19 protein-coding genes are annotated in these 20,856 nt (G+C 45.8%); all 19 read right to left on the bottom strand.

The window, feature by feature from the left end; genetic code table 11:
- Positions 1–24: 24 nt before the first annotated feature.
- The 19 genes from recA to NSQ58_RS23885 all read right to left on the bottom strand — a co-directional run bounded on the left by recA (position 25) and on the right by NSQ58_RS23885 (position 20,728).
- Positions 25–1,086, bottom strand: a complete 1,062-nt coding sequence (recA, locus tag NSQ58_RS23975) for a recombinase RecA (RefSeq protein ID WP_023988239.1) — start codon at positions 1,084–1,086, stop codon at positions 25–27.
- Positions 1,087–1,327: 241 nt separating this feature from the next.
- Positions 1,328–2,596, bottom strand: coding sequence for a competence/damage-inducible protein A (locus tag NSQ58_RS23970; protein ID WP_028542703.1), 1,269 nt, complete (start codon positions 2,594–2,596; stop codon positions 1,328–1,330).
- A gap of 95 nt (positions 2,597–2,691) precedes the next feature.
- A complete protein-coding gene (gene pgsA / locus NSQ58_RS23965; RefSeq protein ID WP_013309954.1) occupies positions 2,692–3,279 on the bottom strand; it encodes a CDP-diacylglycerol--glycerol-3-phosphate 3-phosphatidyltransferase in 588 nt (195 codons plus the stop codon).
- Positions 3,280–3,489: 210 nt separating this feature from the next.
- Complete coding sequence (locus tag NSQ58_RS23960; protein WP_013309953.1) at positions 3,490–3,981, bottom strand: YajQ family cyclic di-GMP-binding protein; 492 nt, start codon at positions 3,979–3,981, stop codon at positions 3,490–3,492.
- Between the two features lie 144 nt (positions 3,982–4,125).
- Positions 4,126–4,290: a hypothetical protein gene (locus NSQ58_RS23955; RefSeq protein WP_023988236.1), complete on the bottom strand. Its 165-nt coding sequence runs from the start codon at positions 4,288–4,290 to the stop codon at positions 4,126–4,128.
- Positions 4,291–4,374: 84 nt separating this feature from the next.
- On the bottom strand, positions 4,375–5,463 hold the full coding sequence (locus NSQ58_RS23950) for a helix-turn-helix domain-containing protein (protein WP_075154080.1): 1,089 nt from the start codon (positions 5,461–5,463) through the stop codon (positions 4,375–4,377).
- A gap of 30 nt (positions 5,464–5,493) precedes the next feature.
- Complete coding sequence (locus NSQ58_RS23945) at positions 5,494–6,267, bottom strand: DUF3388 domain-containing protein (protein ID WP_013370747.1); 774 nt, start codon at positions 6,265–6,267, stop codon at positions 5,494–5,496.
- A gap of 227 nt (positions 6,268–6,494) precedes the next feature.
- A complete protein-coding gene (locus tag NSQ58_RS23940) occupies positions 6,495–6,749 on the bottom strand; it encodes a DUF3243 domain-containing protein (protein WP_013309950.1) in 255 nt (84 codons plus the stop codon).
- Positions 6,750–6,851: 102 nt separating this feature from the next.
- Positions 6,852–7,619 (bottom strand): elongation factor P 5-aminopentanone reductase, encoded by a 768-nt coding sequence (gene ymfI, locus NSQ58_RS23935; RefSeq protein WP_023988234.1) that lies wholly within the window; start codon positions 7,617–7,619, stop codon positions 6,852–6,854.
- 20 nt (positions 7,620–7,639) lie between these two features.
- On the bottom strand, positions 7,640–8,920 hold the full coding sequence (gene yfmH / locus NSQ58_RS23930; protein WP_023988233.1) for an EF-P 5-aminopentanol modification-associated protein YfmH: 1,281 nt from the start codon (positions 8,918–8,920) through the stop codon (positions 7,640–7,642).
- A 2-nt stretch (positions 8,921–8,922) separates the two neighbouring features.
- Positions 8,923–10,203, bottom strand: a complete 1,281-nt coding sequence (gene yfmF / locus NSQ58_RS23925; protein ID WP_023988232.1) for an EF-P 5-aminopentanol modification-associated protein YfmF — start codon at positions 10,201–10,203, stop codon at positions 8,923–8,925.
- A 160-nt stretch (positions 10,204–10,363) separates the two neighbouring features.
- Positions 10,364–11,215, bottom strand: a complete 852-nt coding sequence (gene sleB / locus NSQ58_RS23920; RefSeq protein WP_076294874.1) for a spore cortex-lytic enzyme — start codon at positions 11,213–11,215, stop codon at positions 10,364–10,366.
- A 226-nt stretch (positions 11,216–11,441) separates the two neighbouring features.
- Positions 11,442–14,108, bottom strand: a complete 2,667-nt coding sequence (locus tag NSQ58_RS23915) for an FtsK/SpoIIIE family DNA translocase (protein WP_076264236.1) — start codon at positions 14,106–14,108, stop codon at positions 11,442–11,444.
- 103 nt (positions 14,109–14,211) lie between these two features.
- Entirely contained in the window at positions 14,212–14,424 is a 213-nt protein-coding gene (locus NSQ58_RS23910; RefSeq protein ID WP_023988229.1) for a YlzJ-like family protein, read from the bottom strand.
- Entirely contained in the window at positions 14,421–15,269 is an 849-nt protein-coding gene (locus NSQ58_RS23905) for a ClpP family protease (protein ID WP_023988228.1), read from the bottom strand. Before NSQ58_RS23905 ends, NSQ58_RS23910 begins: the two co-directional genes overlap by 4 nt.
- Positions 15,270–15,498: 229 nt before the next feature.
- Complete coding sequence (locus NSQ58_RS23900) at positions 15,499–17,178, bottom strand: ribonuclease J (protein ID WP_013309942.1); 1,680 nt, start codon at positions 17,176–17,178, stop codon at positions 15,499–15,501.
- Positions 17,179–17,528: 350 nt separating this feature from the next.
- Positions 17,529–18,410 carry a 4-hydroxy-tetrahydrodipicolinate synthase gene (dapA, locus tag NSQ58_RS23895; protein ID WP_028542708.1) on the bottom strand — a complete coding sequence of 294 codons (882 nt, stop codon included), beginning with the start codon at positions 18,408–18,410 and terminating at the stop codon, positions 17,529–17,531.
- A 39-nt stretch (positions 18,411–18,449) separates the two neighbouring features.
- Positions 18,450–19,667, bottom strand: coding sequence for an aspartate kinase (dapG, locus tag NSQ58_RS23890; RefSeq protein WP_013309940.1), 1,218 nt, complete (start codon positions 19,665–19,667; stop codon positions 18,450–18,452).
- A gap of 23 nt (positions 19,668–19,690) precedes the next feature.
- Positions 19,691–20,728, bottom strand: a complete 1,038-nt coding sequence (locus NSQ58_RS23885; RefSeq protein WP_013309939.1) for an aspartate-semialdehyde dehydrogenase — start codon at positions 20,726–20,728, stop codon at positions 19,691–19,693.
- Positions 20,729–20,856 lie beyond the last annotated feature (128 nt).

Raw genomic sequence — 20,856 nt, 5'->3', positions numbered from 1 at the left:
TCACAAACCAGGATTCACCGAGCTTTATTCAAGCTCCAACAATTCCTGTTCTTCCTTCGCTTGCTGTGCCAACTCTTCTTCTGTAGGCGGAGCAACCGTCGTAATCAGATTGCTGGCCACCCGAATTTTTTGTTCGATCGTACTAGCAATATTCGGATTTTCCTTCAAAAATTGCTTAGCATTCTCACGTCCCTGACCAAGGCGCTCACCTTCGTAGGAATACCAGGCTCCGCTCTTGTCGACAATGTCATGCTCCGTACCGATATCGATCAGGCTACCTTCTTTGGAAATGCCCTCACCGTACATAATATCTACCTCAGCCTGACGGAAAGGAGGGGCAACTTTGTTCTTCACGACTTTAATACGTGTGCGGTTACCCACAATGTCGTTACCCATTTTCAAACTTTCAATACGACGAACATCCAAACGTACCGTAGAGTAAAACTTCAAGGCACGTCCACCTGGTGTTGTTTCAGGGTTACCGAACATAACACCTACTTTTTCACGTAGCTGGTTAATAAAAATAGCAATGGTTTTCGACTTATTAATGGCTCCAGAAAGCTTACGCAATGCCTGAGACATCAAACGTGCTTGAAGACCAACGTGGGAATCTCCCATTTCGCCTTCAATCTCTGCCTTGGGCACAAGTGCCGCTACGGAGTCAACAACTACAATGTCTACTGCTCCACTACGTACAAGAGCTTCGGCAATCTCAAGCGCCTGCTCTCCTGTATCTGGTTGCGATAGTAACAACTCATCAATATTGACACCCAGCTTGCTTGCATACGACGGATCAAGCGCATGCTCGGCGTCGATAAAGGCGGCTTGTCCGCCTGTTTTTTGCACCTCTGCGATAGCGTGAAGAGCTACTGTCGTTTTACCGGATGATTCCGGTCCGTATATTTCAATAACCCGGCCTCTTGGAAAGCCGCCCGTTCCTAACGCAATATCCAAAGCAATCGAACCACTGGGGATCGTTTCCACTTGCATGTGGGTAGACTCACCCAACTTCATAATGGAACCTTTACCAAATTGCTTTTCTATTTGACGGAGCGCCATATCCAGCGCAGCACGACGATCTGACAATAAACTCACATCCTTCATTGTTTGTACTTTAATAATACCTTGTTTTGACACGCTTGCCAAGCATTTTTTCGAACATACATTCGTTTTTTTGTTCACACAGCTCTCTTCTACAATTACACCTGTCTCTTAAAACAAAAAAAGAACCGCTGGCAAAAGGCTTTGCAACGGTTCTTCCGATAAGATGATTATATCATGAATATCTATCTAAAACAACTCTACGACCCACACTGTACATAGATGTTTAAGAGAGTTTCTCGTTCTCTACCAGCCTGCGCCACAATCTGTACAGGATTGCTTTGACTGATCGCAGTCGGATTGTTTCACGGTTACCACTCAGTCTCAGTTCATGTACTTCCGTTTCCTTGTCGCGTTCAGCAATGCCAATATACACCAAACCGACTGGCTTCCGTTCGGAATACCCAGGCCCGGCAACACCAGTAACTGAAAGTCCAAAATCGCTGTCCATGATCATTCTCGCCTGCTCTGCAAGCACAAGGGCTACTTCCTTACTCACTGCACCTGGCGCTTGATCCCCTTCCAAATAATCATAAGGCACGTTGAGTAATTTCATCTTCATTTCATTGGAATAGCACACGATGCCACCTTGAAACATAACAGCACTGCCAGGTATAGAAGTGATGTGTTCCATCAGCATTCCACCTGTACAGCTTTCTGCCGCACTCACAGTGAGCCCGCGTTTGGCCATTAGATCTACGATAACCTTCTCCAGCGTAACATCTTCACTTGCATACATATATTCCGAAAGACGCTGCTGAATTTCTACTTCCGTAGCCGTCAGCTTAATTAGTGCTTCACTTTCGCTGGCCGCCTTGGTGGATATACGGATCGTGACTTCCCCTTCCTTGGCATAAGGAGCAATCGTGGGGTCTGTCTGGGATTGGATCAGATCTAACAAATGGGTTTCAAGAGCTGACTCACCGATCCCTGCAAATTTTAGCATTTTTGAATAAATTGGCATTTCCTCACCGCTCAATGCCTGCTGAAGCAACCAAGGTTTCGCTTGGTTTGCAAACATGGGTTTGAGTTCCTTAGGCGGTCCAGGCAAAACTACATAAAATTTACCGTCCTGTGCAATTGCGTCGCCCACAGCTAGCCCTGTCTCATTTTCAAGCGGAGTAGCGCCTTCAATAGAAAGCGCCTGCCGGCGGTTATTCTCGGTCATTTCTACCCCACGGTTACGGAAAAACTGATCTAGCTTGTCCATTGCAAGACGATCTATGTGCAATTTTCGCCCCAATACAGACGCTATCGCATCTTTCGTCAAATCATCCTGAGTCGGTCCCAGACCACCGGAAAACAAAATAATATCCGCACGCTTCTGAGCAATTCTTATCGCTTCCTGAAGCCGATCTATGTTATCGCCAACTACAGTCTGAAAATATACATCGATTCCGATTGTAGCCAACTCTTGTGACAAATATTGAGCATTTGTATTCACTATTTGTCCGAGCAATAACTCTGTACCTACTGCAATTATTTCAGCTTTCATCAATTCTTCCTCCTGTACTGCGAATATTATGGGAATTATGTAAAGAAACAGCAATAAGTTTAGTCCCTATTGCTGTTTCCATAAAATTTATCCTGTTAAACTTTGGAGGAGCTCAGCAAGTGGATATTTTTCACAAAATAATCAATACCCGAATAAATGGTGATCAACACCGCTGCCCATATCGCTATTAAATCAAACGGGATACCAAGAAAAACAAACGGGAAATTATTAATGAGCAACGCTACAATAGCAACGATCTGGATGATCGTCTTCAATTTGCCCCAATTACTTGCAGCAACCACAGAACCATCCAGTAAGGCAATCTGACGCAGACCCGTAACCGCAAACTCACGGCTAACAATCACAACGACAATCCACGAATCGATTTTTCCCATTTCTACCAAGGAAACCAAAATGGCGGTTACCAAAAGCTTATCAGCAAGGGGGTCCAACAGCTTGCCCAAATTGGTGACCATATTATTTTTACGTGCCAAATATCCGTCAAGACCATCCGTGCTGGCTGCTACAAGGAAAATGATAGCCGCAATCAGCTGATTATACGGCAGCTTGAAAGCTCCGATCTCAATCGGCGGCGGATAAAAATCAAAGTCCACCAGCAAAGCCAGCATCATCACCGGAATAAGGCAAATCCGCGTTATTGTAATTCTGTTGGGTAAATTCACAACACACTCTCCCCTGATTATCGTACTTGATTACAAATGGCAGTTTTCGGATTAAATTCAATCCTATGTAAATCGCTATCGACGAGCGCTATACACCTGAATTGTCTGCATTTTCGTTACAAGTATAATATGGCACAAAACGCATGTCAAAATAACCTGCCGCACATCAAGCAACGTTTTTTCCTACAAAATGTATGAGGGAAAACGGCTTTATTTCATGTTTGTAAATTGAAGCTCCAATGGCAAATCAGCTTTACGCAGCAATTGAATGATCGCCTGTAAATCATCCCTGTTTTTTCCGGTCACTCGGATTTGATCACCTTGAATCTGACTTTTAACTTTTAGCTTGGAGTCCCGAATAAGAATGTTAATTTTCTTGGCATTATCCTGATCAATTCCCTGCTTAAGCGAAAGACGCTGACGCACTGAACCTAAAGAGGCGGGTTCCAATTTGCCATACTCCACATTTTTAAGGGACAGACCTCGTTTGGCCATTTTAGATTGCAAAATATCAATCACCGCATTCAGCTTGTATTCGTCTTCCGATGCAATCGTAAGAGCTTCTTTCTCAAGCTTAAGGCTACTTTTGCTATCCTTGAAATCAAATCGAGTTTCAATTTCACGCTCCGTCTGATGAACCGCATTTGTTAACTCCTGCATATCCATTTTGGAGACGATATCAAATGAATTTTCTGAAGCCATCGTTTCACTTTCCTTTCCACAACAAAGTTCAATATCTAATTATAGGCTAGTCATTTACAAAAATCCAATAATCCGTTGACTAAAAAGGCGTTCTTGCCAGTTTTCCTGACAAAAACGCCTTTATTTCATTTACGGTCAAAATATCTAATTATGGCTTCGTGTTGGAGTTCGGAACATATCCAAAAGTCCAAGCACAATGTGAGCAAGACCAAAGCCCAGTATGCCATAGCCCCATGCATTCGGTGTCAGATAATAGCCCAGTAAACTGACAATTATACCGAGCCCAGTCACAATCCAGCTGACGGTCATAACGTATACACCTCACTTTGCGGAAAATGAAATGACTGCCTTTCCAGGAATTACAGTCATTAGTATTTCCTCGCACCAAGGCGTTTATTCACCATCAGTAGTTGTAGAATCTGTACTACTTTGTGCTGAATCCGTACTGCTACCTGTCGTAGAATCTGCAGGTGAACCCGTCACCCCTGCACTCGTTCCGGTCGAAGAAGCTTCTCCTTGCTGGATCAGTACACGAGTAGTCGATTTATTATCTGTTATCGGTTGACCTGCTACGGAAATATCTGTGGCAGAAGACCGTCCTGATTTGATATATAAACCTTCTGGACCAATATCGAATGACATGGCATCTCCACTTTTAGTCATACCATAACTCAGCTTTTCTCCACGGGAATTTTCTCCCTTGTACACTTCAAGCCAGCTTTCGCCCGTCGCTTTAATATCAACCTTGACCGCAGCTCCCGTTGAACTGGAAACTTTAAAAATCGTCGTCTTGCCTTGCTTGCCGTCCTGTGCCACAGTTACACCTTGTTGTGGCGTAGTCGTATCCGGCTGCTGTCCAGTATCTGGAGTAGTAGCACCCGTACTCCCCGTACCACCTGGCTGAGTTTGGCCGGTTTGCCCCGCATCAGGAGTCTGCCCACCAGCACCATTTGGAGCCGTCGTTTGACCATTGTTCGGCTGTGTCGTAGTGGTATCAGGAGTAGACGTGCTTGGTGTGGTGCTTGGTGTTGTACTTGGTGTTGTACTTGGTGTTGTAATCGGCGTTGTGTTTTCTGCTGTTTTTGGAGTTGAATGGTTGTTGCTCACCCAATAAGCATAAATAACCCCAACAATGAGAACTAGAAAAAGCCACATTAACGCTGTAGGCAACCATTTAAGATTACCAATCGTGGCGGGACGGCTGGAGCGTTTCTGTGTAACAGGCTCCATGACTGCTTCCGGCTCAGGTTCAGGCACATTGCTTTGATGCCCTTCCAGAATCTCATCGGGGTTCAACCCGACCGTTTCAGCGTATGTTTTAATAAAAGCTCTGACATAAAAGCTTCCCGGCAGCACTTTGTAATCGCCCGTCTCAATGGCTTCCAGATAACGTTTGCGTATCTTCGTCATTTCCTGAACATCGTCAAGGCTCAATCCTTTTTGCAGCCGGGCCTCCTTTAATTGCTGACCCAGTTCTGACATGTCATCATCTCCTTGTGTAATTACGCTTATTTAAAGATCTTCTGTATAACTGGCTGTAAAGGTATCATAAATAATTTCCTCAGCCGGATTATTGCGAAGCTCAATAATGATATTGAAATCGTCAAAGCTGTATCCTGATTCACGTACAAATACATCAGGATGCTCAATCACTTTAGTACTTGGCATACTCATGATTTCCTGAAGCAGATGATAATGTCTTTCATTTGACCGAATTGTACTCACAATACCATCAATAATAAACACATTGTTCGGGTTCATTTCTTCTTCAGAGAGCTGACTGCGCACCGTCTGTCGTAGTAACGTTGAAGACACAAAAGTCCAACGCTTCATTGCGCATACACTACTGGCAATAATGGATTCCGTTTTGCCCACACGCGGCATCCCGCGAAGACCGATCACCTGATTGCCGTCCCTCTTTAATACTTCACCCAAAAAATCGACCAGCAACCCAAGCTCATCGCGTGTAAAGCGAAATGTTTTACGATCATCCGAATCCCGATCGATGTAACGGCCGTGTCTTACTGCCAATATATCAACCAGTCTCGGAGCACGTAAGGCCGTGACTGTAATGTTGCTCGCTTTTTTTAACGTGTCTCCGAGAATGCGTATCTTCTCGTCATCGTCCGTTTCAAGCAACATCCCCCGTCTTTCGCCTTCAACACCGTTGATCGTCAGTATATTAACCCCCAGAATACCAAGCATGGAAGCAATGTCTCCCAGCAGTCCGGGTCGATTTTTATGTATCTTGTACTCCATGTACCACTGTTTCGTTTCTTCCGTCACGTTAGCACCTCATTCACATTCAAACCGTCAACAACTCCAAATCAAAGCATTATTGTATCATAAAATAACATCTTTCGACAAAACCAATTATTGAAATTTGATAGGCTGCATTGTGTTGTAAGCCTCAATCACGTTTATGATATATAAATTACAATGGAATTACAAGAACAGCTCTGTAACCATTACAGAAAAGCCCCCAAAAGGGAGCTTTTCATGTTGGTTCCTACTTATGCGTTGCTCTTGGCCAATTTAACCATTAGCCGGGCGATGGTGTGACGCTCGTCCTCATCGGCAACTCCCCACAGTTCTTTCAGTGCGCGGTTGGAATGGTTGGCTGGATCGACCTTCTCATCCAGAAAATCACCAATTTCATAAGCAAGCTCAGAAATGGTATCTTGGCTGATTCCCAGCTTCTCCGCTTGCTCTACACGCTGACCAAGGAACTTTTTCCAAACATCAAAATTCTGAACAACTGTTGACATACTTAAATCCTCCTTAGATGATTCAGATTTAAAATCAACAGTTGTAATATGCTCTTCTCAGACGCTTACTATACTGGTGGATTCCTCCAAGCGCTATTTCCCTTAAGTCACCCATCCTCCGTTAGGACTTATGACCTGGCCATTAATATAACCTGACTCAGGAAGCGCAAGAAAATAAACTAGGGACGATATTTCATCAGGTCGAGCCAATCGTCCAGCAGGAATTTCTTCTTCCAAACTGGTAATTTCGCCTTCATCCAAATGATCCAGCATCGACGTATCCACTGCACCTGGAGCTACAGCATTCACTGTCACCCCGGAAGGTGCTACCTCTTGAGCCAGCGCTTTAGTGAAAGCGTTAATGCCTCCCTTGGTGGTGGAATACAACACCTCGCACGAAGCACCACATATCCCCCACACGGATGAAACATTCACAATGCGGCCATAGCGTTGGGAAATCATATGTGGCATAAAAACCTGCGTGCACAAAAAGGTTCCCTTAACATTGACAGCCATCACTTCGTCCCATTCCTCTTCCGAAACATCTGTTAACAGCCCATAATGAGATAGTCCGGCATTGTTCACAAGAATATCCGGCTTCATCCCGTGATTATCCAGCTTTTCACGCATGCGTTCGATCTGCTCCTTGCTCCGCAGATCCGCTGACACGGTCATTACCTTGCCTGAATAAGCCATGCAACGACGGGCAACTTCATTTGCTTTTTCATGGGACTTCATGTAGTGAATGACCACATTCATCCCTACAGCTGCAAAACGCTCAGCAATAGCCGCACCAATTCCGCCACTTGCTCCTGTAATCAGCACGGTTGTATCGCCAATCGCTTTTAGTTCTCCGCCCTCGGTGGTCATCGTTTCCCTCTCCCTGGACATTACGGACTCACCACTAGTGATATTGCGAGTTGATCCCACTGGATATGGTCTTTCAGACGGCGATTTACATCCTCAAGCGTGATACTTTCATAAATCGGAAGCAGTTGGAAAAAATCGCTGCCCCGGAAGCGATGTCTTGTAAATTCATGCGCAATATTTTCTGGTGAATTGAGTGTACGCAGATAACCACCGATTTTCTTTTTGCGTGCCCGTTCAAAATGTTCTGCTGCAAAGCCCTGCTTCTGGATGGACTCCACCTCTTCACGTATTCTCGCCAACAGCCGATCCGGGTCTTTGGTATCCCCACCGATTGCAGAGAATGCATATTGCTGCGTGCTATTGTACTCATGACCAAAACTGTCCGAAATCAGATCCTCATCGTAGAGCTTTTGATACAGTTGTGTACTGGAGCCAAACAGGAGATCTAGCATCAGCTTGGTTTCCAGATCATGACGGAGCAATTCTTCACCCGTTAGGCCTACTTCAGCCTCCTTAAATCCAAACAGTAGCTTTGGCAGAGAAACGGCCAGCTTTACCTCACGACGTGGTTCTGCAACTGTAGTGGGTTCATCGTCGAAAATCCGCTCGATCTCTCCCTGCGGCTTATAGTCCTTTTTAGCCTGATTGTTACGTACCAGTTCTATTACTTCAGCTGGATCCACTCCGCCCACTACAAAAAGAATCATATTGCTTGGATGGTAGAAAGCTTCATAGCAACTGTACAGCGTTTCCTTTGTAATCGTACTGATGGATTGAACAGTACCTGCGATATCAATATGCACCGGATGGACCTTGTACAACGCCTCGATCAGACCAAAGTAACTCCGCCAATCGGGATTATCTTCATACATATTGATTTCCTGGCCGATAATGCCTTTTTCCTTCTCTACATTTTCATCTGTAAAGTAAGGATGCTGCACAAAATTGACCAGCGTGGTCAAATTTTCTTGAATACGCTCGGTTGCCGAAAACAGATATACTGTTTGATCAAAGCTCGTAAATGCGTTCGCCGATGCCCCATTAGAGGAAAAGGTAGCAAAAATATCGCCTTCAGGCTCTTCAAACATTTTATGCTCCAAAAAATGGGCTATGCCATCCGGCACCTTTACGGGCTGTTGACCTTCTACGCGGAAATGATTATCAACCGAGCCGTATTTAGTCGCAAATGTAGCGTACGTTTTCTGAAAACCCGGTTTGGGCAACACATAAACGTGTAAACCGTTATCCATTACTTCATAGTACAACGTTTCCTGCAAATGCTCATATGGTATATGCTCCACCGCTATTCCCCCTTCTGGTCTCTCAAGAAATAAATAGTGTCCAGTCGGAACGTCCGGGCGGCATCCTGAACATCCTGCACCTTGACTGCCTCCACCTGACTCAGCAGCTCATCTACCGTCCGCTCTTTACCAGAAAGCTGTCTGTTAAAATCATAGGCGATCATTTCAAAAGCGGAATCCTGCATCTCCTTTAGCAAGTTGCGAATCATCGCCTGCGTTTGGGTCATTTCCAGCTCGGTAATCGCTCCATTTTGCGTATCTTCCAGTTGCTTGCGGATAATAGTAACCGCTTTTTCATAATTAGGAATTTCGATACCAGATTGAATCGTACCAATCCCTTTATGCCCGTCATACCGCGATGAAGCGTAATACGCCAAACTTTCCTTTTCCCTTACATTAACGAACAGCTTTGAATGCGGATACCCACCCAAAATGCCATTGTACATCAGAGCGGAAGCATAGCGATCGTCTCCATACGTAATAGGGGTGCGCAACCCCATGTTGAGCTTGCCCTGGTTCACATCAAGACGCTCTACAACGGTTTGAACCTCACGCTCTACCGATTTGGGCTGTTCTGGAACATACCCTGCTTCCGCTGAACGGTTCAATTGAAAATAGCGATCAACAAACTTCTCAACTTCTTCCAGCGTCGTATCTCCCACAACGTATAAATCCATGCTGGCATGATTCAGCCATTCTCCATAAGCCTGATACAAACTCTGTGCATCTATGCTGTCCAGATCGGATCGTTGACCAAGAGGGTGCAGACGATAAGGCTCATCTTTGCACATTTCCTCCATACAGCGCTCACCAGCATAACGTATTTTATCGTTAACTATAGATTCCAGCTTTTTACGCACATTTTCTCGTTCCTGCTGGACGTATCCCGTTTGAAATGCACCATTTTCCAATGCAGGCTTCGTCAGCACTTCTCCGAGAAAAGCAAACGAACGATCCAGCAAACTATCCGGACTGTTTACAAAGCTGTCATTAATCGTATCCATGCGAAATTGCACGATCTGATAATCTCCACGTTTGTATACATCGAATCCGAAACCCGCGCCATACAATTGTTCTAACTGTTCTCTGAATTGTGTAGTCTGCGGATACGATTCTGTACCCCGTCGCAGAACGAAAGGTACCAGCCCCACTCGGGTTACGGTTTCCTCACGTAGCGGAGTACCTACATACAACGATATGGCAAACGTCTTAAAGCGCTTGGTCGGCAGTACATGAATCCTCAGTTGTCTGCGTGTGCCACGCTCGAAACCTGTTTTGTTCAAGTCCAAAACTCCTTTGTGACGTCAATTTGCGTCTAGCCTTTGATTAGCATTAGCTGCTGTAAATCATCCTCCTGTAAAGAGGTAAAGTGTACCAATCTTTATTCTAACCATGCAAAAGCCAAGAAGCAACCGGAGACAAGCTCCCGGCTGCTTCGGCGTTTTACATGCAGAAAATATGCTCCCCAATGGTTTTCACCTGCGGACGGGACCAAATCCATTTGGAGGTGGCTGTTTTTGGGTTAAAATAATAAAGACATCCTCCGCTTGGATCCCAGCCGTTCAGTGCTTGGCGTACCGCCTTTTGTGCAGTCTCATTGGGTGTGAGCCAGATTTGGCCGTCTGCTACAGCTGTGAAAGCTCCTGGCTGAAAGATCACTCCAGATGGTGAGTTGGGAAAGCTGGGTGACTTAACCCTGTTCAAAATAACAGCCGCGACGGCAACTTGTCCTTCAAATGGCTCGCCGCGGGATTCACCGTAGACCGCGTTGGCCATAATTTTAAGATCATTTTCAGATAGTCCCATGGTGTTGGCCGATCCCATCGTTTCATCATTTTGATCCGCTTTATCGTTATTGTCCGCTGTCTGTCCCTGAGCGGAACCTTGATTGTTACGATGCATAGGAGTTTCCGTTGGCTTCCAGTTAGGAGTAGCATTCACCAGCTTTAATTTCGTCTTTGCTCCGACCAATCCATCGGGACGGATGCCAAATTCCTTTTGAAAACCCTTGACAGCTTTTAGTGTACTGCTGCCAAAATGGCTGTCCACTTTCCCGCCAAAAAAGCCCAGCAACTTCAAACGTGATTGCAACTCATATACATCCTGACCGTAAGATCCAAAATCAACCGCTCCCGAGCTGAATGTCGGCTGGGAAGGTTGCGCTGCTTGTACTTTCTGCTGTGTGCTCAGCGGCTCTGCTTGCTGCTGTGCAGAGTCATTTTTAAAAAGTCCTGTGTACGTAATAGCCGAGGCTGCGAGGATACCCGTGCAAATCCAGACCATTGTCTTTTTCATATGCTGCGCTCTACCTTTCTTTTGTGGGATTAACAGGATGGCTACGTTTATTATGACAAGCTCCGCTTAAAGCTATTCACCCTTTTAATCTTCTTTCAGCAGGTAGTCGCCACACCTCAAAAAAACATCACAAAAAAACGCTGTTTGTTCACTTGGAGTTGCCATAATAGAACAACCACCATGCGAACAAACAGCGTTTTAATGTAGTGCTGGATAGAGATAATGCTTAGGAACTAACTTTATTTTGCTGATATTGCTCCATTGAGATAAGGACCTCACGGGGCTTGCTGCCCTCGTAAGGGCCGATGACTCCGCGAGCTTCCATGGAGTCAATCAGTCGAGCAGCACGTGTATAACCGATCCGCATACGGCGCTGAAGGAGCGAAACGGAAGCTTGTTTAGCCTCTAAAATGATGTTGACAGCCTGATCGTACAGCTCATCCAGCATTTCATCTGCATCAGCCGATACCTCTTCCACCTCCGGCACTAGCGTTTCATCATACTGCGCTTCACCCTGTTCACGTACATAGTTAACAATATTTTCGACTTCTTGATCGCTCATGAACGCTCCCTGAACGCGGACTGGTTTGGAAGCACCCATCGGCATGAATAGCATATCACCACGTCCGAGTAGCTTCTCGGCTCCGCCCATATCCAATATGGTACGGGAGTCTACCTGCGAGGAAACGCCGAAGGCAATACGTGAAGGAATATTGGCTTTAATCACCCCGGTAATTACGTCAACCGAAGGTCTCTGGGTTGCAATGATAAGGTGGATGCCTGCTGCACGCGCCATTTGGGCAAGTCGTGCAATCGCATCCTCCACATCTCCCGCAGCTACCATCATTAAATCTGCCAACTCGTCCACAATAACGACGATGTAAGGCAGAAATGCATCCGGGTTATCTTTCATCAGATTATTATAGCCCTCAATATTACGGGTTCCTGATTTGGAAAATAACTCATATCTTTTTTCCATTTCAACTACAATTTTCTTCAATGCAAGTGAGGCACGCTTTGGATCAGTCACGACCGGAGCCAACAAATGCGGGATTCCGTTGTACACGTTCAACTCCACCATTTTAGGATCGACCATCAAAAATTTGACCTCATCCGGCTTTGCTTTGTACAAAATACTCGTGATGATCCCATTGATACACACTGATTTACCCGAACCTGTTGCCCCAGCTACAAGCAGATGGGGCATCTTGGCCAAATTACCAACAATCGTCTGTCCTGCAATATCACGTCCGAATGCAATGGATAAATTGGAAGTTGACTCCTGGAAAACGGTTGTCTCCATTACCTCACGCATCGTGACAATGGAAACTTCATTATTCGGAACCTCAATTCCGATAGCAGATTTGCCAGGAATCGGAGCCTCCATACGGATATCTTTGGCAGCAAGCGCAAGCGCAATGTCATCCGTCAGACTCACAATGCGGCTGACCTTTACTCCAATGTCCGGCTGAATTTCATAACGCGTTACGGCAGGGCCACGGACAACCTCCAGCACCTTCGCCCGCACACCAAAGCTTTCCAGCGTTGCTTCCAGCTTGCGTGCCGTTTGCATGTAATCCTTTTGTCCCATACCTTTGCCTACGTTTTGTGGTTTAGCAAGCAAACGAAACGATGGGAGCTTGTACGGTTTAGGCGGCGGCGGAGCCGGAATAGCTGTATGGGTACCTTCAGCCTCTTCGCCTGCAACCCCAGTTGCAATCGTCTGAGCTTGTCCCTGAGCACCTTCTAATGTCCCCTGGATCGTTGTCGAATCATTCGCATTGGCATCCACAAAGTCATCATCCAGGGATTCATCAATAATGGAAGTTGTCTGCTCTGCCCCTGTAAGGGACTCTCCAAATTCAGCTTCCGGTCTTCTTTCCTCATGCTTTACTTGTTCGAAGAAATCCCTAATAATGGGCGACCTCTTTACCGGAATTGCAGCTTCCTGCTCAGCGTGTTCGACTACGTCAGACAGCTCTTCACTCTGGTTATCGTTTATCCACTGGGCCTGCGCGTCCTCAGCTTCATATGGAAGATCATGATCATCCTCATCCGTATCGACGGAATGCTTCTCCTTGTCCGCTTTATCTGAATTTTTGAGACCAAACAACTGAAAGAAAATCGGTTGTTTGCGTGCAGGAGGCTGCATTTCGTCAAAGTCATCATCCATGTCTTCCTCATAGGCAGGAATCGGCTCAGACTTGATTTTTCTATTTCCACTACCTTTGCTAGATGCCGAAAGCGGAGTAGCTTTACCAGTCCATTTTTTACGCACGCTTCCCCCGACTGTCAGCAGCTTGGTCTTTACAATCCGTACCAAATCCACATAGGACAGTTGGGTCATCAGCATGAAACAAATGACGAACATAACAATCATGATCAGTTTAGCTCCTGTGAGACCAAACAGCCACAACAGAACAGTAAGCTGCAATGCGCCTACGTACCCCCCGCTGATATCCTTGTTCAGCATTGAGGTATGGCCCTGCTGGTCAGGCGACAGCAACTGCTCACGCATATCTATATGTATCTGGGTCATCACTCCGCCCGGCTGAAGCGCGTTGATCGGCCCCAAACGCTGCTCCATAGATGAAATAGAACTCATAAGTGTAAAGGCAAATACCAACAGGAGCAAACCCGTTTTACGCGAGTTCCACTGGTTCGGCCACTTGCGGTGAATCATCACCATCAGACCATAATAAATGCCAATGAGAGGGATAACAAAATAGAATTTCCCCAGTACGAGCCCAAACATCTTGGATAGCGACCGACCAACTGCCGCTTCACCCGACAACGCAATGACCGCTAATGTAATCAGCACAATGCCGTAAATTTCAAATTTTAGAACTCCGCCAAATGCGGCTTTCTTTTTTCTTTTTCTTCTTCTGGACATACAAGGTCACCCCCCAGAAGAATATTATACCACGTCACCCGGTATCCGCACATATGTTCTTTTTCAGCAGTAAATGACCTATTTCTATACTATTCGACACCTTCTACGACCACTCGATAACTTGACCTGGTCCATAACGCGGATTCAGGTAGGCTTCCAGCGGACAGTCCAACAACCGTACAATGATCCCCCGACGACTTTCAAGCGGCTGTACCTGCATAAGTAGACCGTCTACCCGAACCTCTGCAAGCTCCTCAGCCTCTTTCCACATCCCTTGCCATACCATTTCCATTGGCATCACAGTATATAGTGTCATTGAGGTAGCTCCCTGCTTTGCTCCCCTGACAGTGTCTCTGTAGGAGTTCCTGTGGGACTGGGAGAAAAAGGAGCATACGGAGCCTGCTGTTGAATCCCAGCGATCCCGTTTTGCTGACGCCGCGTTTCAATAATGGTGTTCAGCTGTTTTAAAGCCTCTCCGATGCCTCCAACCGCGTCCATCAATCCATACTTCACTGCATCCGCTCCCCCAACCGCTGTACCAATATCGCGGTTTAACTCACCGGTTTTAAACATCAGTTCCTTAAACTGCTCTTCTGTAATACGAGAATGAGAAACGACGAAGCGTACAACACGTTCCTGCATTTTTTCCATGTATTCAAAAGTTTGTGGTACTCCAATGACCAGACCGTTCATCCGAATGGGATGAATGGTCATCGTCGCACTCTCCGCAATGTAGGAATAAGTGGAAGACACAGCAATCGGCACACCGATGCTATGCCCCCCACCTATGACAATAGTCACCGTTGGTTTACTCATCGATGCGATCATTTCAGCAATAGCCAGTCCTGCCTCTACATCACCACCAACTGTATTCAGCAAAATCATTAATCCTTCGATACGAGGATTTTGTTCTGCCGCTACCAACTGGGGAATAATGTGCTCATATTTTGTCGTTTTGTTTTGAGGCGGTAAAATGAGATGCCCTTCAATCTGACCGATAATCGTCATGCAAAAAATATTGGACTCGCCTCCAGGCATGGAAGTTTGACCCAGCTGCTGCAAAGCCTCCATAGCAGGTAAAGCGGGTCTTTGCCCAATTTCTGGTTGATCTGGCGCTTCCGTTTCCTCGTTGCCAGATGTTAGATTGCTGTATTGTTCCATATGGGTGATCTTCCTTTCGCTTTACGCATCTATATGACCCGTATTCACCCTATAGTATGGGATGGAAATGGAATATTTTATACCCGACCCCATGCTTTTCCTTGTCCCGCAAAATCAAAAAAGCCTCTCCTCCCGCGGAAACCGTCCAATATTTCCTGCGGGAAGAGAGGCGACTGTGTGCCTGTGACTTAAGTTTTTAATTCAGGTTTTTGAACAAATTTCAATTGAATCACACTTCCATTATAATTGGCAGGATCATCGGTCTGCGACGAGTTTGCTCATACAAGAAGCGACCTAGTGCATCCTTGACATTTGTCTTGAGGGAAGCCCATTCATTTACATTTTCACTCATGAGCTTATGCAGTGTACTTGAGACAATACGATTTGCTTCATCCAGTAGACCTTCCGATTCACGGACATATACGAAACCGCGGGAAATGATATCTGGGCCTGATTTAATCGTTCCGTCTTGCTTGCTCAGCGTGACAACCACCACCAAAATACCGTCCTGTGACAGCAATTTGCGGTCGCGCAATACGATATTTCCTACATCCCCTACGCCTAGTCCATCGATCAGTACGTTGCCTGCTGTAACTTTACCAGCTCTGCGTGCTCCGCCATTCTGAATTTCAATGACTTCACCGATATCCGTGATGAAGATATTTTCAGGCTCTATACCTACGCCTTCAGCAAGAAGAGCGTGACGACGTTGCATTCTAAACTCACCATGAATTGGCAAGAAGAACTTTGGTTTCATCAGATTCAGCATCAGCTTGAGTTCTTCCTGGCTTCCGTGTCCAGAAACGTGGATACCTGGATTAGCTGCGCTGTAATATACATTGGCACCCAGACGGAACAGTTCATCAATTGTGCGTCCAACGTATTTTTCATTACCCGGTACCGGAGTAGCTGCGATGATGACTGAATCCCCTGGAAGAATGTCAACCTTTCGATGTGTGGAACGAGCCATTCTTGTCAAAGCGGACATCGGTTCACCCTGACTGCCTGTGCAGAGAATAACTACACGATCCGCTGACATTTTGCCAACTTCTTCAGGCTCAATCAGCATTCCATCTGGAATTTCCAAATAGCCCAAGTCCGAAGCAATACCTACGACATTAACCATGCTTCGACCAATAACTGTTACTTTACGTCCCGTAGCTTCAGCAGCATTAATTACCTGCTGAATACGATGTACGTTAGAAGCAAAAGTGGCTACGACCACACGCTGTCTCGACTTGCGGAAAATGTCTTCCAGGACAATACCAACGCTCTTTTCCGAAGGTGTAAAGCCCGGTTTCTCGGCATTTGTACTGTCTGACAAAAGAGCCAGTACACCACGTGTGCCAATTTCAGCCATACGCTGCAAATCTGCATATTGTCCGTTCACCGGAGTATGGTCAAATTTGAAGTCACCTGTATGAACAACAGCGCCTTCAGGAGTATCAATACATACACCTACAGAATCCGGAATACTATGGTTGGTTCTGAAGAAAGTTGCTTTTAGTGTGGAACCCAGCTTGATTTCGGAATCAGCATTGATCAAAATACGTTTGGTTTCACCAAGCAGATTCGCTTCCTTCAGCTTGTTTTCCACCAATCCCAGCGTCAATTTGGTACCATATACTGGTACATTCAAATGTTTCAACACGTAAGGCAAACCGCCGATATGGTCCTCGTGACCATGAGTCAGCACAATGCCTCTTACTTTGTCGCGGTTCTCTGTAAGGTAGGAAATATCAGGAATAACGATATCAATGCCCAGCATGTCCTCTTCCGGGAATTTCAGACCGGAATCCACCACGACAATGTCATTGCCGTATTGAACGACATACATATTTTTCCCGATTTCACCGACGCCGCCCAAAGCGAAAATCATCAATTTATCGTTGTTTGTTTTTTTAGACAAATGAATCTAAACCTCCTATGGTAGTTGGACGTCGTACCTTGATTTGTTTATTTAATTTTCAAAAAAATACCGCACCCAGTCACTTGACCCCATTATACATGATTAAAATAAGAAAAAACAAGTCATCCTGTTCGTTACGCTAGGTTTCCCATTGCCGTCTGAAACCATTAGTATCTGTCATTTTATCTACATACATGGTTGAAAGCACAGCAAAAAGGACGTCCTATAAGAACGCCCTTCACGCTGGAGAACCTTGTCAGACAATAAACTCTATCGGTTTTGTACCTACCGACTGCCCTTAACAAGGATACTCCTTAGTATTAATTAACAGCTTACATTCCTATTTCTCTTTAGCGGGTAAATAATTTCTTAATAAATTCCGCTTCATCCTCAGTTGGAGGAATGAGTGGCAACCGAACCGAACCTACCTTAATCCCCCGTAATTCCAATGCATATTTTACTGCCACCGGATTAGGCAGAGGATGAGGACAGCCAAACAAACCCTTGAAAATCGGGAACAACTGCTGATGCAACTTGGCTGCCTCCTGCGAGTGTCCTCCTACAAGTGAATCGATCATCTGCTTCATTTCAGCACCTACCACATGACTCGCTACGCTGATAATACCATAAGCACCTACAGCCATAGCAGGCAACCCAGAAGCATCATCCCCGGAATAAACCAGAAAACCTTCTGGCGCTGACGCTGCAATCTGTGTGACCTGCGCAAGTGATGCACATTCTTTGGTTCCCACAATGTTCGGAATTTGTGCAAGACGCAGCGTTGTTTCAGCTGTTAGACTCGCTCCAGTACGGCTTGGAACATTATACAGTATAGCTGGAAGGGATGTGGAGTTTGCAATACTTTCGAAATGCTGATACATCCCTTCCTGATTCGGTTTATTATAATATGGTACTACCAGTAGAACACCATCTGCTCCTGCCTGCTCCGCGGCACGGGTTAGATGAATAGAGTGACGCGTATTGTTGCTTCCAGTCCCGGCAATAATTTTACATCGTCCAGCTGCTTTTTCTACAACAAATGCAAACAACTTGATTTTTTCATCATCGCTCAGGGTAGGAGACTCCCCTGTTGTTCCAGATACAACAAGTGACTCTGAGTGCTGTTCTTCTATTAAGTAATCAATCAACGAGGACAATGCAGTCCAGTCAATCTCTCCTTGCTGATCAAAAGGTGTCACCATTGCGGTAATCAATCTGCCGAAGTTCACCATGCTGCCTCCTTTTTGCAAGTCCGAGCACGGACAATGCACCTATTGATGGAGTTCAAATTTATTATGCAATGCGCGTACAGCCTGCACCATATCTTCTTTTTTAACAAGTACCCAGATCGTCGTGTTTGAATCTGCGGATTGAAGGATCTGTACGTCTGATTCTGCCAATGCCTCCACAATCGTCGCCATAATGCCCGGTACCCCGTTGATACCACCGCCTATGACAGAAACTTTAGCACACCCGGCCAGTATCTTAGGTTCTAGACCCAAACCGTTCAATACTTCAACCGCTTTGCTTCCATCATGATCGAACACAGTATAAACTGCCCCCGATGGAGTTACGTTAATAAAGTCAACGCTGATTCCATGTTCAGCCATAGATTTGAATACTTGTAATTGCAAGTGCTCCAAACCCGGCTTTAATTCAACATTAATCTGAGTGACATTGCCGACATACGCAATACCGGTCACGAAACGGTCTACGATGTCTGCCTGCACGTCTTTAAAGCCTTCCGGGTGGGTAACTAACGTACCTTCTCCTTCGGAGAAGGTAGAGCGAACACGGACCGGGATATTAGCCTGCATGGCGATTTCAACAGCACGAGGATGGATAACCTTTGCTCCCTGATGAGCCATATTGCAAATCTCCGTATAGCTAACATGTGTAAGTGGCTTTGCATTTTCCACAATGCGCGGATCGGCGGTTAATATACCATTCACATCCGTATAAATATCGACCATATCCGCATGTAGAGCAGCACCCAGAGCAGTAGCTGACGTATCGCTGCCGCCCCGACCCAAGGTGGTCATATCACCGTCTGCTGTTTGTCCCTGAAAACCTGTCACAATGACAACTCTGCCTTGGTTCAACTCTTCAACAACACGGTCTGGCTTTATATCCAAAATACGAGCATTGCCGTATTGATCATCCGTAATAAAGCCCGCCTGTGCCCCAGTTAGCACCGTAGCAGGAATACCTTCCTTCTCCATCAGGCTGCATAATGTAGCAGCAGAAATGATTTCACCACAGCACAGCAGTAAATCCCGCTCGCGCTTCGGAAGACTGTCGCCGTTAGACGCCGCCCAATCCAGCAGCGTGTCGGTGGCATAAGGCTCTCCTTTTCTCCCCATGGCCGACACAACAACAACCAATTGAAGATTTTGCTCCAGCTCCCGCTTCACATGTGCCAGCACAAGTTGACGTGCTTCAGGTGTGGACAGCGAGGTTCCCCCAAATTTTTGCACCAAAATACCCATTATTCTTCCCCCATATCGGAACGTTACTCCGCGTTTGCAGCAATAATTTCCGCGATTTGCACCGCGTTCCATGCCGCTCCTTTGAGCAGATTATCGGATACAACCCACAAATTCAATCCACGGCTATTGCCCAAATCACGGCGTACACGCCCCACAAATACGTCAGGTTTTCCAGCAGCTTCGGATGCCAGTGGATAAAGCTGAGCAGCAGGATCGTCCACTAGCGTTACTCCCGGTGCCGAAGCCAGCAGATTGCGGATTTCTTCTAAATCATAATCTTTTTTAAGTTCTACATATACAGATTCCGAGTGACCGTATACAACAGGAATACGTACACACGTTGCTGTTACGTCCACAGATTCGTCACCCAGTATTTTTTTCGTTTCACGTACCATTTTCATTTCTTCCAGTGTATAACCATTGTCCTGGAATTTATCGATTTGCGGGATAGCATTGAAAGCAATCTGATGCTTTACTGGCAACGAGCCTACTGGCAACAGATCAGGCTGAACTTCATCACCGTTAAGAATCGCTGCGCTTTGACGATTCAATTCATCAATAGCTCGGCTTCCAGCCCCGGAAACGGCCTGGTATGTGGATACTATGATACGAGAAATGCCATACTGATCATATAATGGTTTCAAAGCAGCTACCATCTGAATGGTGGAGCAGTTCGGGTTCGCAATAATTCCTTGATGCTCGGCAATTTTGTCGCTATTCACCTCAGGCACTACAAGAGGAGCTGTCGGATCCATTCGGAATGCATTGGTGTTGTCAATGCAAACCGCCCCATGACGAACAGCATGCGGCGCCAATTCCTTACTTACGTCTCCACCTGCACTAAACAAAGCAATGTCGATTCCTTCAAAGCTGTCGGGGGTAGCAATCTCTACTGGAATTTGCTGACCTTTAAAGCTAATTAACGTGCCGGCAGAACGAGGCGAAGAAAGAAATTTGATTTTGTCCACAGGAAAATCCCGTTTTTCCAGCAGATTTACGATCTGTTCTCCTACAGCGCCTGTTGCTCCAACGACAGCTACATTAAACTTTCTATTGCTCATCTGGTGTATCTCCCCTTCTCGACTAAAAAACCATTTTTTATTCTGAAAGCATCCACCGCCAACAAGAAATTAGACTCGATACAATATCGAATCATCTTCTAGGCGAGGGATGCTCAGCAGTTAACTAT

The organism is Paenibacillus sp. FSL M7-0134, assembly GCF_038007865.1.
Lineage (GTDB): Bacteria > Bacillota > Bacilli > Paenibacillales > Paenibacillaceae > Paenibacillus > Paenibacillus polymyxa_B.
The sequence above is the reverse complement of the archived record's forward strand: the minus strand, read 5'-3'. Positions and strand labels throughout refer to the sequence as shown.

Coding starts and splice junctions, on each gene's coding strand:
- NSQ58_RS23970 (WP_028542703.1), bottom strand. CDS start 2,596: ATGAAAGCTGAAATAATTGCAGTAGGTACAGAGTTATTGCTCGGACAA.
- NSQ58_RS23960 (WP_013309953.1), bottom strand. CDS start 3,981: ATGGCTTCAGAAAATTCATTTGATATCGTCTCCAAAATGGATATGCAG.
- NSQ58_RS23955 (WP_023988236.1), bottom strand. CDS start 4,290: ATGACCGTCAGCTGGATTGTGACTGGGCTCGGTATAATTGTCAGTTTA.
- NSQ58_RS23950 (WP_075154080.1), bottom strand. CDS start 5,463: ATGTCAGAACTGGGTCAGCAATTAAAGGAGGCCCGGCTGCAAAAAGGA.
- NSQ58_RS23940 (WP_013309950.1), bottom strand. CDS start 6,749: ATGTCAACAGTTGTTCAGAATTTTGATGTTTGGAAAAAGTTCCTTGGT.
- ymfI (WP_023988234.1), bottom strand. CDS start 7,619: ATGACCACCGAGGGCGGAGAACTAAAAGCGATTGGCGATACAACCGTG.
- sleB (WP_076294874.1), bottom strand. CDS start 11,215: ATGAAAAAGACAATGGTCTGGATTTGCACGGGTATCCTCGCAGCCTCG.
- NSQ58_RS23915 (WP_076264236.1), bottom strand. CDS start 14,108: ATGTCCAGAAGAAGAAAAAGAAAAAAGAAAGCCGCATTTGGCGGAGTT.
- NSQ58_RS23910 (WP_023988229.1), bottom strand. CDS start 14,424: ATGACACTATATACTGTGATGCCAATGGAAATGGTATGGCAAGGGATG.
- NSQ58_RS23905 (WP_023988228.1), bottom strand. CDS start 15,269: ATGGAACAATACAGCAATCTAACATCTGGCAACGAGGAAACGGAAGCG.
- dapA (WP_028542708.1), bottom strand. CDS start 18,410: ATGGTGAACTTCGGCAGATTGATTACCGCAATGGTGACACCTTTTGAT.
- dapG (WP_013309940.1), bottom strand. CDS start 19,667: ATGGGTATTTTGGTGCAAAAATTTGGGGGAACCTCGCTGTCCACACCT.
- NSQ58_RS23885 (WP_013309939.1), bottom strand. CDS start 20,728: ATGAGCAATAGAAAGTTTAATGTAGCTGTCGTTGGAGCAACAGGCGCT.